The organism is Propioniciclava sp., from assembly GCF_029977985.1.
In the GTDB taxonomy this organism is placed as follows: Bacteria; Actinomycetota; Actinomycetes; order Propionibacteriales; family Propionibacteriaceae; genus Propioniciclava.
In genome coordinates this window covers 1-12,587 of the sequence record NZ_JARKOT010000268.1, presented here as the reverse complement: position 1 = coordinate 12,587, position 12,587 = coordinate 1, and the positions used below count along the sequence as shown (strand labels likewise).

Annotated in this window: 12 protein-coding genes; 8 read left to right on the top strand and 4 right to left on the bottom strand. The window is 70.9% G+C overall.

Translation table 11 applies throughout. From position 1 onward, the window contains the following. Positions 1-37: 37 nt before the first annotated feature. A complete protein-coding gene (locus Q1K57_RS14530) occupies positions 38-898 on the top strand; it encodes a MerR family transcriptional regulator (RefSeq protein WP_300083872.1) in 861 nt (286 codons plus the stop codon). On the opposite strand, the gene Q1K57_RS14525 is transcribed toward Q1K57_RS14530, so the two are convergent. Both Q1K57_RS14525 and Q1K57_RS14520 read right to left on the bottom strand, forming a co-directional pair. Then, entirely contained in the window at positions 834-2,288 is a 1,455-nt protein-coding gene (locus Q1K57_RS14525) for a tryptophan-rich sensory protein (protein ID WP_300083870.1), read from the bottom strand. The genes Q1K57_RS14530 and Q1K57_RS14525 overlap by 65 nt on opposite strands. A gap of 1 nt (position 2,289) precedes the next feature. Beyond that, on the bottom strand, positions 2,290-3,015 hold the full coding sequence (locus Q1K57_RS14520) for a CPBP family intramembrane glutamic endopeptidase (protein WP_300083868.1): 726 nt from the start codon (positions 3,013-3,015) through the stop codon (positions 2,290-2,292). Positions 3,016-3,139: 124 nt separating this feature from the next. Between Q1K57_RS14520 and Q1K57_RS14515 the strand changes: the two genes are divergently transcribed. The 7 genes from Q1K57_RS14515 to Q1K57_RS14485 all read left to right on the top strand — a co-directional run bounded on the left by Q1K57_RS14515 (position 3,140) and on the right by Q1K57_RS14485 (position 8,290). Beyond that, complete coding sequence (locus tag Q1K57_RS14515) at positions 3,140-3,793, top strand: DNA-formamidopyrimidine glycosylase family protein (RefSeq protein WP_300083866.1); 654 nt, start codon at positions 3,140-3,142, stop codon at positions 3,791-3,793. Next, positions 3,739-3,987, top strand: a complete 249-nt coding sequence (locus Q1K57_RS14510; protein WP_300083864.1) for a zinc finger domain-containing protein — start codon at positions 3,739-3,741, stop codon at positions 3,985-3,987. Before Q1K57_RS14515 ends, Q1K57_RS14510 begins: the two co-directional genes overlap by 55 nt. A gap of 62 nt (positions 3,988-4,049) precedes the next feature. After that, on the top strand, positions 4,050-5,294 hold the full coding sequence (locus Q1K57_RS14505) for a VOC family protein (protein WP_300083862.1): 1,245 nt from the start codon (positions 4,050-4,052) through the stop codon (positions 5,292-5,294). A gap of 398 nt (positions 5,295-5,692) precedes the next feature. Beyond that, positions 5,693-6,277, top strand: a complete 585-nt coding sequence (locus Q1K57_RS14500) for a hypothetical protein (protein WP_300083860.1) — start codon at positions 5,693-5,695, stop codon at positions 6,275-6,277. After that, positions 6,232-6,753, top strand: a complete 522-nt coding sequence (locus tag Q1K57_RS14495; RefSeq protein ID WP_300083858.1) for a hypothetical protein — start codon at positions 6,232-6,234, stop codon at positions 6,751-6,753. The genes Q1K57_RS14500 and Q1K57_RS14495 overlap by 46 nt, the downstream gene beginning before the upstream one ends. 20 nt (positions 6,754-6,773) lie before the next feature. Continuing rightward, complete coding sequence (locus tag Q1K57_RS14490) at positions 6,774-7,010, top strand: helix-turn-helix domain-containing protein (protein WP_300083856.1); 237 nt, start codon at positions 6,774-6,776, stop codon at positions 7,008-7,010. Between the two features lie 116 nt (positions 7,011-7,126). Continuing rightward, on the top strand, positions 7,127-8,290 hold the full coding sequence (locus tag Q1K57_RS14485; RefSeq protein WP_300083854.1) for a Fic family protein: 1,164 nt from the start codon (positions 7,127-7,129) through the stop codon (positions 8,288-8,290). A 1-nt stretch (position 8,291) separates the two neighbouring features. Here Q1K57_RS14485 and Q1K57_RS14480 read toward each other — a convergent pair whose 3' ends face one another. Next, positions 8,292-8,921, bottom strand: a complete 630-nt coding sequence (locus Q1K57_RS14480) for a tyrosine-type recombinase/integrase (protein ID WP_300083852.1) — start codon at positions 8,919-8,921, stop codon at positions 8,292-8,294. 863 nt (positions 8,922-9,784) lie between these two features. Continuing rightward, positions 9,785-12,409, bottom strand: coding sequence for a DUF3427 domain-containing protein (locus Q1K57_RS14475; RefSeq protein WP_366525382.1), 2,625 nt, complete (start codon positions 12,407-12,409; stop codon positions 9,785-9,787). Positions 12,410-12,587: the final 178 nt, after the last annotated feature.

Genomic DNA, 12,587 nt, shown 5'->3' with positions numbered 1-12,587 from the left:
CTTTGCTAGCGTGTGCGCCGACGGAACGGGGACACGCGTGTACACGGTCAAGCAGGTCGCGGCGCTCACGGGAGTGAGCGAGGCGACGTTGCGCGCCTGGGAGCGACGCTACGGCATCGTTGCCCCCACCCGCTCCCCCGGAGGCTACCGGCTCTACGACGACGAGCACGTGGGCCGCCTGCGGCGGATGGCCGCGCTCGTGGACGCCGGCGTCCCGGCCTCCCACGCGGCCCGGGCCACGCTGGCCGAGGAGCCGGCCGCACCGGGGGCGTCCGAGAATCCCGAGCCGGACGGCGACCTCATCGACGCGGCCGCCTCCCTCGACCCCGCCCGCCTGCACGCGACGGTGGCAGCCGCGTTCGCCGCAGCCCCCTTCGAACAGGTCGCGGACCACTGGCTGCGCTCCCAGCTCGACCGGCTCGGGCGGGCATGGGCGTCCGGGCGGCTGTCCGTGGCCGAGGAGCACTTCGCCAGCGCCGGCCTGTTGCGGGCCATGGCGGCCACCTTCGACGCGGCACCCGACGACGGCTCGGGGCCGAACGTCGTCGTGGGGCTGCCCCCCGGGGCACGCCACGAGCTGGCCCTGTTCGCGTTCGCGACCTGCCTGCGGCGGCGGGGGACGTCCGTGGTCTACCTGGGCGCCGACGTGCCGGTCGACGCGTGGGAGCGTGCCGTAGCCGACCGCAGGGCGCGCGCCGCCGTGTTAGGCGTCACCGCCCGCCGCGAGGTGCCGAAGGCGCAGGCCGTCGTGGACGCCCTGCGCGCCGTGACGCCGCCCGTGTCGGTGTGGGTCGGCGGGTCGCACCGCCACGGCGTCCGGGGCGCCCACCTGCTCACCGACGAGGCGTCGGACGCCGCAGCCACCCTCCACGCGACTCTTTCGGCCGGCGGGGCGTGACTCGGTTGCGGCGCGCGATGGCCGCAGACAAGACCGTGGCGGACCCGGTCCACGCGGCGTAGGCGCCCAGCGCTGCGGCCTTGCCCGGTCCGGCGGCCGCGGCCCGCCGGGCGAGGTCGGTCGAGGACGCCGCGAGCACCGCAGCACCGGCGGTGGCCAGCGGCAGGTTGCGGGCGCGGAAGAACAGGCCGCTCCAGGCGGCGTTGAGCGCGAGGTTGGCCGCGAGGGCGCGACCGAAGGCGCGGGCACGCCCCGGCTGACCGGTCTCGTGCAGGTCGGCCAGAGTCGCGGTGGCGCCGATCGCGATGAGCCCGTAGAGGCCGGTCCACACCACGGGGAACGCCGTCGCCGGGGGCTGCCAGCGCGGCTTGTCGAGCGCGGCGTACCACCGGCTGTCCGGGTTGCTCAGCAGCCCGCCGACGAGGGCACACGCAACGACCCCCGCCCCCACCCGGGTGAGGGTGCGCGACCAGCGGAGCGGGTCGACGCCGGCCGTCGCGGCGCGCACCGCGTCGTCGAACCCGGCAGGACCCCCGGGTGGGTCGCCGAGCAGGCGGCCGGCGTCGTCCTCGTGCTTGACCGCGTGGTGGACGAGGCTGCCCACGAGCGGCTTGGCGATCGCGGAGTCGACCGGAGTGACGAAACCCACCCAGTGCGAGGCCAGCCCCGGCGTGAGGACCGGCACCGTGCCGATGTGCCGTGGCCACAGGCCGACCACCTGGGCATAGCGGCGCATCATGGCGGCGTAGCTGAGCACCTCGTCCATGCCGATGTCGACCGTGCGGTTGAGGGGCGGCTCCACCTCGCCGGCCCGCACGAGGTAGTGGATGACGTCGTCGACGGCGATGGGCTGGATGCGGTTGCGCAGCCATCGCGGCCCGATCGCGGCGGGCAGCCGCTCGGTCAGGTGGCGCAACATATCGAAGGACGCCGACCCGGCACCCAGGACGACCCCGGCCTGGAGCACGGCGGTGGGCACGCCGGAGGCCAGCAGGATCTCCCCCACCTCGACCCGGGAGCCGAGGTGCGGCGACAACTCCCCGGCCGGGTGCAGCCCGCTGAGGTAGACCATCCGACCCACCCCGGCCGCGCCGGCGGCGTCCGCGAACGTGCGGGCCAGGGCGCGGTCGCGGGCGGCGAAGTCGCCGCGCCCGTCCATCGAGTGGAGGAGGTAGTAGGCCGCGTCGGCCCCCGCGACGGCGCGGGCGACATCGCCGGGCTCGGTGGCGTCGCCCTCGACGACCTCGACGCGGTCGCGCCAGGCGGCGTCCAGCTTGTCGGGGTTGCGCGTGAGGACGCGGACGGACCAGCCGGCCTCGAGCAGGGCGGGCACCAGCCGGTGCCCCACGAAGCCGGTGACGCCGGTGACGAGGGCGGTGCGAGGGTTCATGTCAGGCTCCGATGCTGAGAACGGGCGGGAGGAGGAACAACATGCTTAGCGACCACGTGAGGTGGGCCGTGATCGGCCCGGCGACGCCGCCGGTCACGCGGCGCTGGGCGGCGGTGAGCAGGCCGAGGCACAGCGCGGCGAACGTGAGGAGCAGCACCCCCGAGAAGAGGGTGGACGCCGCGTAGAGCAGCGCCGACCCCCAGCCGTTGGCGCGGGGAGGCAAGGAGGCGTAGGCGGCCCCGCGGAAGAAGAGTTCCTCAGCCACCCCGTTGGCCACCGTGACGAGGGCCACGATGCCGAGCGAGCCGCAGCGCGCGTGATCGAGCAGGCTCTCGACGGGAGCCCGCAGGAGCGGCACCTGAGCCACCACCAGGGCGCCCAGCAGGAACACGGCGAGCAGGGCCAGCCCCAGCAGGAAGCCTTGCAGGATGCCGCGGCTCGGGGTTCCGCGCCGGCTGCGTCCACGACCGAGGTGCAGCGGTCCGGAGGCCAGGGCCCCCAACACCCACACGGCCGCCACCCCGAGCGTCGCCGGGTAGAAGGCGGGGTCGCCCGGGCGGACGGCTAGCGCCAGCCCCAGGGCGATGGCTCCGGCGACGAGGGTGAGGCCCACGACGATGCGGCGCCGCAAGCGGAGGGCCGGCGTCTCGGCGCGGGTGCGCTCGACCGGGTCGAGCAGCGAGGCACGCAGGAAGGCCCCGACCTCGCCGACCAGCTGCCGGATCACGCGCACCCCTCTCGTCGTGGTCGCCCTTGTGGATGCGGCTTCGGGCCCGTGGCGGCCGCGCGGCCACGGTAGCGCATAACCTTGGACAAAGATAGAACACAAGCGCGAGCTGGAGGTCGACGCGATGGCCGAGGGACACGCGATCCACCATCTGGCGCGCCGGCTCGAGCCGCTGGCCGGCACGACCGTGCGCGCCTCCAGCCCCTCCGGGGCGGCGGACGACCTCGCCGCGATCTTCGACCGGCGGACGCCGCTGCTGGCCGAGGCGCACGGGAAGCACCTGTTCTGGCCCTTCGAGGGCGCCCCCACGCTTCACCTTCACCTGGGCATGTTCGGCCGGGTGCAGGTGCGCCGGCACCGGCGGGTCCCCCGGCCCGGTGGCCCGCCGACCGACCTGCCGGTGCACGGCTCGGTGCGGCTGCGGCTGACCGAGCAGGTGCGCAACGTCGACGTCAAGGCGCCCACGATCTGCGAGGCGCTGGGCGCCGCCGGCGTCGCCGCCGCGCATGCTCGGCTGGGCGAGGATCCGTTGCGCCCCGACGCCGACCCCGATCGCGCGTGGGCGAAGCTCGCGGCGTCCGGACGGCCGATCGCGGACCTCTGGATGGACCAATCCCTGATCGCCGGGGTCGGCAACGTGTACCGAGCCGAGGTCCTGCACCGGGCCACGCAGGACCCGTTCACGCCCGGCCGAACCCTCGGGCGGGAACGGTTCGATGCGCTGTGTCCGACCTCGTGGCGATCATGCCCGCCGGTGCGGCGTCCGGACGCATCCTGACGACCGCCGGCGATCTGGCGTGGTGGGCGAGCGTCGCGGACCGGGAGCGGCCGCCTCGGCCGACGCCGCGGTATGCCGCCTACCGGCGCACCGGCTTGCCGTGCCCGCGGTGCGGCCACCCGATCGCCGCCCGCGACCTGAACGGCCGGCGTCTCAACTGGTGCCCGGGGTGCCAGGGCGGCGCGGCGTCCTGAACGAACCGGGGGTCGGCCCGGGGGTCTCGCAGAAGGTCCGGGCGGCCTGACACGATGGCGCCATGATGACGGATCGGGAGTTCCAGCAGTCCGAGGGGTTGGGCGACTGGCGGGTTCTGGGCGGCGGCGCGGCTGCGTGGTTCGACGGCGACGGACACAAGGCGGGGGCGGCCCTGGCGCGGGAGGTGTTGGCGCTGGGCGTGTTGGATCTCGACGTGCGGCGCAGCGGCGTGCTCGTGCACGTGCCGCGCGGGGCAGGTTTCGGGCCGGACGACGTCGCCGCGGCCCGGGCGGTCAGTGCGGCGGCAGCTCGTCTCGGCCGGCGGGCCGACCCCCGCGTGCCGCGGGGTTACCAGGTGACGCTGGATGCCGCCGACGCGGCTGCCGTGCTGCCCTTCTGGGCGCGGGTGCTGGGTTACGACCACGCGGGCGAGGAGCATCTCGTGGACCCGTGGCGGCGTAGCCCGTCGCTGCGTCTTCAGGAATCGGCGACCTCTCGCGCCCTGCGACAGCGGCTCCATCTCGACGTGAGCCGGCCCGGCGGGGTAGCCGCGGAGGCGGCCGACGAGGCGGGCGGCACGTTCGTGGGCGGACCTTACGAGCTGTTAGCGGCCGACGCCGAAGGCAACGAGGTCGATCTCGTCCCGGCCGGGCCCATGGCCGACGGCGCCGACGGCTGGCACGCCCTATTCACCGGGGCCGCCGCGTGGCGTGCCGAGGGCGACGCCGCGGCTGCTTTCGTGGACGCCGTGGCCGCCCTGGCCACCGAGACCGGCGTCGCGGTGAAGCTGGATGTTCGCCCGGGGCTGGTGTTCGTCGACTCGGGCAAGGACGTATGGGAGACCGACCCCCGGTTCGGCGGGTTTGCCTCGCGCGTGTCAAGCCTGGCGCAGAAGGCGGGGCTCGCGCCCGCACCGGAGGCGCTGGGCTTCGTGCAGGTGGTCGTCGACGCGGTCGACGTGCCAGCCGTGCGGGCCTGGTGGCGGGAGATGCTCGGCTACCTGGAGGATCCGCGGGAGGGCGTCACTGATCTCGTCGATCCGCGCCGGCTCGGCCCCGAGTTGGTCTTCCAGCCGATCGACGCGCCCGACCCGGGTCGACTGGCGCAGCGGAACCGCTTCCGCATCGACCTGTTCGTCCCCGACGACCTCGCGCCGTCCCTCGTCCAGCGGGCCGTCGCCACCGGCGGGCGGGTGGTCAGCGAAGCCAACGCGCCGTTCGAGCTCACCGTCGCCGATCCCGAGGGCAACGAACTCGGCATCGCCGTCGTCCCCGGCCGCCAGGGGGCCCGCGCGGAGCAGGCGTGACGTCGCGACGGGAGAGCGCGCCAGCGCTGAGGCCTGCCCTGACGTGCCGGCCGGGGTGGCGAGCCCCCCCGGGCGCGTGACAGGCTGTGGCCCTTTCTCAGCGGGGTTGCATCCGAGAGGTGACCTCCTGCGGGGCGGCTTCGCTGCCCCACTGGGCGATCACGTCGACCGCCCGCGCACGGACGCCTGGGACACGGCCGCCATCGCGATGGCGTGGTAGTGCGCACCGAACTCCGCCTCGAGCGACGTGGCGCGGCCGCACTCCTTGTGCTGCAACCGACTAGGCAAGCCCGAAGTAGCGATCGAAGAACGCAGCCAGCTTCGCCAGTGTCGATTGCTTCGTGGCCGCGTGCCCACCTGAGGGCGCAAACCTCGATGCGGGCGGAAGAATCCTGGTGATGGCCGTCCCTGTTGTCGGGATGGCTCCGTCCCGGAAGGCGTCCGCCACGAAGGCCTGCGTCTCGGCGGGCCTCATCGCCTCCGACGAAGGGGCGTGGTCGGCCTCCAGCCTGGTCGCCCAGGCGGACGATCCCGCCGCGCTGCTGGGGACGGTCGTGGCCTGCTACCTGGACGCGGTCGGCGTGGCGGCGGAGCGGACGCTCACCGACGAGGACCGCGCACGCATCGAGTGGGCCGGGGCGTTCTACGGGCTCGTCGAGGAGGAGGCGTGGCCGACGTTGCGCGCCGCACTCGCGATGCGGGCGCCGGACGGGGAAGACCCGGTCCGGGTGCTCTTGGACGCCGTGGCGTGGGCCCCCTTGACGGCGCTCGGGATCGCGCCGCGGTGCTCGATCACCGGCTCGACGTGGGGACCGCGGCGGAGAGATCAGGGCCGCTCCCCTGGCTGCCGCGGGTGCCGTCCCGGCTGCTGCGTGACGGCGAATGGGGCGACTACCTGGGCAGGCGGTCCGAGTTGGTGCGGACGTCGGCGGACGAGGTGCGCGCTTCGGCCTCCGGCGGCGAGCCGTGGGCGTCCGGGCTGAGCGTGCCCCAGACCTTGGTCGGCGACGTCGCCGTGTGGCGGGCGGCGCACCAGGTGCTGGCCAGTGACGAGCGACCGACGGGTCCGGTCTGTCCCCGGGCGGCAGAGGCGCGTTGGCAGTCGCGGCTGGACGCCCGGGTCGAGGCCGCGGACGCCGCAGGCCGCACGTGGTCCTCGCGGGCCGTCGCATTTGAGCCGCAGCTTGGCGGCGATCCAGGTCTGCCCAAGCTGGGCCGGGCGCTGGCTGCGCTGGCCGGCGAGCGCGAGGACGCCGGGCACCTCCTGGTGGAGGCCCTCGCCGAGCCGTTGCCGGACACCCACGCCGCCGACGCGCTCCGCTTCCGCGTCGCGGGCCACGCCGCCCGCGAGGCACCGCCGACGCGCTGGGAGACCGTGCACGCGCCCCGACCCACCAAGGACCAACTGCACGGTTGGCGTCCCGAGCCTCCGACCCCCGGCCGCACCGTCTGCCGGTGACCCTCAGGAAGGAATCGCACATGCCCACGAAGAAGCCCGAGCCCGTTCGCCCCGCAGAGACCCGCTGGGTCTCCCTCCAGGACGCCGCCGCCCGCTACGGGGTGTGCGTCTCGACGCAGCGACGGGCGATCTCCCGCGGCGAACTGCGGGCCGGACGCCTCGGACGCAGCATCATCCGGATTCGGGTCGACGACTTGGACGCCCTGTTCCGCCCGATCCCCAGCGCGCGGACGATCACCGCGCGACGTTCGGCGTAGGCACGGCACGGCTGGGCCGCCGCTCCCACCCATGGCGCTATGTCCTAATCATTGTGACATCGACGCGCATCGCGATAGCCTCGTGTCACAATGATTAGGACATCAGGACATCGAACATGACTCTGTTCTCCTCACCCCAGCTGGGCCTCGACGACACCACTGTGATCGACGAGATCCATGCCATTCGACGCTCGCTGGCGTCGGTGCTTCGCACGCCCAAACGCTGGACCGGCGGGCTGAGGCGCACCTCTCAGGCTCGCGCGATCCAGGGTTCGAACAGCATCGAGGGCTACACAGTGTCCGATCAGGACGCCGCGGCTGCCGTCGACGACGAGCCTCCCCTGACCGCGGATGAACAGACCTGGGCGGAGATCATCGGCTACCGACGCGTCCTCACGTACGTCCTCGCGATGGCTACCGACGCGCACTTCCGGATCGACGAGTCGATGATCCGGTCGATGCACTTCATGCTGCTGGAGCACGACCTGGCCAAGAGTCCCGGCCGCTATCGATCGGGCGCCATCTACGTGCACGACGACGAGCAGGGCCGCGCGGTCTACGAGGGTCCGGACGCCGGCCTGATTCCGGACCTCATGGACGCCCTCGTGAAGGACGTCCATGACGACTCCGGCGAGGCCATGGTCCGCGCGGCGATGGCCCACCTGAACTTGGTCATGATCCATCCCTTCCGCGACGGGAACGGACGCATGGCCCGGGCCCTCCAGACGATGGTGATGGCGCAGGACCGCGTCCTCGAGCCCACCTTCAGCAGCATCGAGGAGTGGCTGGGCAACAACACAGCCGACTATTACGCGGTGCTCGCCGCGACCGGAGCCGGTTCGTGGCATCCCGAGCGCGACGCCCGCATGTGGGTCCAGTTCAACCTGCGGGCGCACCACATGCAGGCCCAGACACTGGAACGTCGATTCGCCGAGGCCGAGCGGCTCTGGGCCACTATCGACCAAACGGTTCGGGAGCACGACCTCCCCGAACGCGCGGCCGACGCCCTGTTCGACGCCTCGCTCGGACTCCGCGTCACGAGACCCGCCTACGTCAGTCGCGCCGGCGTTGAGGAACGCACCGCGAGCCGAGACCTGTCCCGGCTCGTCGAACTCGGCCTCCTGGACGCCCACGGCCAGACGCGCGGACGGTTCTACACCGCGGGGACGCCGCTACGGGAACAGCGCCGACTCGATCGCGGCCGGCGCGAACCACTGATCGACCCGTGTCCGGGCCTGGTCACCGAGATCCGACGAGCCGCGGACGCATTGAAGAGCTAACTCAACGGCCCTTGGCCAGACGGGACAGCGCGTCGGCGATGGCACGGTCGCGGTCCTTGGCGGCGTGCTGGTACAGCTGGGACGCCACCGCCGTCGAGTGCCCGAGGCGCGCCTGCAGCTCCGCCGTCGTCGCCCAGGCCTGGTCCGCCAGCGTCGCCCCCGTGTGGCGGAGGTCGTGCCAACGCAGGTCGCTGCGTCCGGCGGCGGCCCGCGCCTTCGCGAAGTAGGCCGTCATGCCCGAGTGCCAGATGTGGCCTCCCGTCGTGGTCGGGAACAGCAGGGCGTCGGGGGAGCGTTTCACGTGCTCGGCCAGGTGCCGTTCGACGATGGGCCACACGTGCGGCGGGATGGCTACGTCACGGACGCCGGCGTCCGTCTTCGGCGGACCGACCACCGGTCCCCCCTGCGGGAACGTGACCGCCCGCCGCACCTTGATGCCCCGGCTTGCCAGGTCGATGTCGCGCCGGCGCAGTTCGGCAAGCTCGCCATAGCGGAGAGCGTACCAGGCCGCGATCGGGACGGCCGCGGCGAGCCGTTCGGGCATATGGCGGGTCATGGTGTCGATCTCGGCGGGCGTGGCGGGCTCGAGCCGGCGCTTCTTGATCGTCGCGCCGGCGCCCCGGATGTGCACCGGCGAGGACGAGATCAGCTCGTTCGATCGCCGTGTTCATGATCGCTCGCAGCAGGCCGTACGCCTTGGTCTGGGCGCGCTTGTTCGACTTGTCGAAGCCGGCGTGCCACTGCCGGACGGAGACGCTGGTGATGTCCTCGACGGCCAGCGTGCCCAAGGTGGGCACGAGGTGAGTCTCGAGGATCTGCTCGTAGTCCTTGAGCGTCAGCCCGCAGGGGCTGCCCGCTGAAGCTCTTGCGCTCGGCTAACCAGCGGCGACCATAGTCGGCGAACGACTCGCGGTTCGCCTTCCGCCGCTCCGTCGCCTCACGCTCCGCGGGCGACGCCCAGGCCGGGCCCCGGTGTAGGCGTCCTCGATCTTGCGCCGCTCGGCGGTGAGCCACAAGATCGCGGCGTCCTTGGCCTGGAAGGCCGATGGCGCCGCGTAGCGCACCAAGTCGCGGCCGGCGTAACTCGCCTGGTACCTGCCGGAAGGCACTTGCGGATAGGTCCGAAGCTGCGGCGCCCTTCCGCTCCGCCCATCCCGTCTCCGACGCTGTTTGCCCGCAGATTCGTGCGATCCACACGCGATCCACGTGCTGTCCAGCCTCGTACCTGGGCCCAGGTCTGCCCACGCAGTGCCCCGCAAGGAGGGAGCTCGAAACACCTAGTCATTCGAGTGTTTCTGCTCGTGGGCCCACTGGGAATCGAACCCAGAACCCGCGGATTAAAAGACCGTCTCGGAGTTTATGTTTACTAGGCAAGCTACGGTTCCGTAACCAGTTTCATGCGCTCCAAATGTTGACGATTCAACTTTTTTAATCCGCGGATCGCAGGTCTCTTCGGACCTAGCTCGGTTGGCTCGATGACGGTGAACCCCTTGGTCAGCCAATCGCAAGGGCGGTCTCCGAGTAGAGGTCCGGAGGCATCGGCGTCGCTAGCCTCCAGGTGATGGCGATGGGACGCTCGCCCGTGTGCGAGACGTGGCTCGCTGTTCCGAGGTAGGTGTAGGGGGCTGTGCCGAACTCGTTCTTTCGCTCCTGCCTGACGAAGAGCAGCACCGTGCTGCCACCGGTGATGTATCGCTGACCCGTCTCTGAGCCGACGGACGTGGTGGACTGCGATTCCCAGTGGAAGAGGGTGGGACTGATCGGATAGTCGCGGTACATCGTGCTGGGCGAGTACTCGGCCTCGGACTTGTTCAGGGTTACGAAGAACGCGTCAACCACCCGGCCGTTGAGGGTGGTCTTGAGCACACCCTCACGGAACTGACTGGGTGGCCGGTACAGGTCCGCGTGGCCAAGCGCGGCCAGGATCTCCTCGCGCTGGTAGCTCCCGTGAAGTGCCAGCGGGAGATGTTCAAGTCCAACCTCCGGCCGCGTGAGCCGGCGACTGTTCGCGAAGGCCATCTCGATGATGAGTTGCATCTCTTCACGAGCCTCGCCGTGGTCGACGAGCGCCGTCCACCCCTGGTTGAAGTCGGCATATCCCCCGCCACTGGGCCAGATGGTGAAGTAGAGCATTCGTGCGAAGGGATCGCCTTCGTCGAAGCCACGAGCGCCCGAGAGCAGCTGACGATATGCGTCGACCCGGCGGGGATCGTCCACGTGCGCCAACGCGCGGACCCGCTTCAGCAGAGGCTCCTCTCCCACCGGTGCTTCTCCCAGCGTTCCCGCCTGACGCCTGAGAGTCGTCCAGGAACGATCGCCTCGGACCACCTGCCACAGGTCTGCGCCGCTGTCGTCCAAGAACTGCGAAAGGCTGCTGGTGGGATGCGAACGGAGTTCCCTAATGAGCATGCTCCAACGCAGCGCGAGGTGTTGGCGCACGCTGGCCAGGACACTGGCCTGGGTCACTTCGTCGAGGACGATCTGGCAACCAGACGGCAGGAAGGGGAATCCGCGGCCGACGTCACGTTCCAGGCCCTTGCGCGTTGCTCCGGTGAGGGCCCGGTAGCGAAGGTCGAGCCTGAACTCAGCGCGGTTGTTGCCCACGAAGTCCAAAACGGTCAGCACGTCCTTATCGGGTGCAAGCCTCAGCCCCCGGCCCAGTTGCTGCAGGAAGAGGGTCGGGCTCTCTGTTGGGCGCAGGAACAGCACGGTGTCGACGACCGGGATGTCGACGCCTTCGTTGAGCAGGTCGGCCGCGAAGACGACATTCACGGTTCCGGCTCGCAGATCGACCAATGCTTGAGCACGTTCGGCACTGGCCGTCTGGCCACTGATCGCAATCGCCGGGATGCCGGCAGCGCTAAACCGGTCAGCCATGAAGTGCGCGTGGTCGACGCTGACGCAGAACCCCAAGGCTCGCATTCGACGCGGCGCGCTGATCTTGTCGCGCACCTCTTTGAGCACGATCGCCGCGCGCGCGTCGTTGCCGGTATAGAGGCGGGACAGTGCTCCTTCGTCGTATCTGCCTCTACTCCAGGGAACTTGGGTCAGGTCGGTGTTGTCGCCAATTCCGAAGTAGTGGAAGGGACTCAGCAGGCCCTGGTTGATCGCGTCCCAGATCCGAAGTTCTGCGGCGGTTCGGCCGTCGAAGAAGGCGCGGACGTCCGTGCCGTCTCCTCGCTCAGGTGTGGCGGTCAGGCCGAGGAGTTCTCGGGGTTGGAGGTGGTCAAGGATGCGCCGGTAAGTGGGAGCCTCGGCGTGGTGGAACTCGTCTACGACGACGATGTCGAAGTGGTCGGCCGGGATGTTCTCGACGCCGTACTGGCTCAGGGCTTGAACGCTGGCGAAGACGTGATGCCATCGCTCCGGCCGGGCACCGTCGACATACAGCTCGCCGAAGTTCGCGTCCACCAGGGCTTCCCGGTAGGTGCGCCGCGACTGCTGAAGGATCTCGCGGCGGTGTGCCACGAACAGCAGGTTGAGTTGCGATCCTGCCGTGCGAGCAAGGTTGCGGTAGTCGAGTGCCGCCATCACCGTCTTGCCAGTTCCCGTAGCGGCGACCACGAGGTTTCGGTGATGGTCGTGATTCGTCCGTTCCGATTCCAGTGACTCGAGAATCGCCTGTTGGTAGGGGTAGGGACGCAGCTCGAGACCCGACAGGCTGATAGCAGCCCCGCCGGCGCGCTCTCCGCGTGCCTCAGCGAGGGCATCGTCCAGCCGGTCGCGATCAGTCGCGGGATCGTAGGAGCCGAACGAGTCGGAGTTCCAGTAGGTCTCGAAGGTGGCGAGGAACTTGTCGAGAAGGGTGGGCGTCCCGACGCGAGAAAGACGAACGTTCCACTCGATGCCGTCGAGGAGTGCGGCCCGAGAGAGGTTCGAAGACCCGATGTAGGCCGTGTCGAACCCGCTGTGACGCCGGAAGAGCCACGCTTTGGCGTGGAGGCGTGTTCGCCTGGCGTCGTACTGGATCTTGACCTCCGCGCCGTAGTCGCGAACCAGTCGATCGAGTGCTGCTCGCTCCGTTCCACCGAGGTAAGTCGTGGTGACGACGCGGAGGCGAACGCCGCGATCTCGGGCGTCGCGAAGTTCAGCCTCGAGCAACCGCAGGCCCGGCCACATCACGAACGCGCAGAGGAGATCGACCTCGTCGCATGTTGCTAGTACCGCGTCAGGCAACCTTGGCCCTCTTGATGGTGGCGGCTCGTTTGATGACCTTGCGGAGTCGTGGGTCGGTGGCGTGGTTGTTGCGCCAGATGATGTAGCGGCGGATCATGCTGGCTTGCTCGCGGTGGCTGGG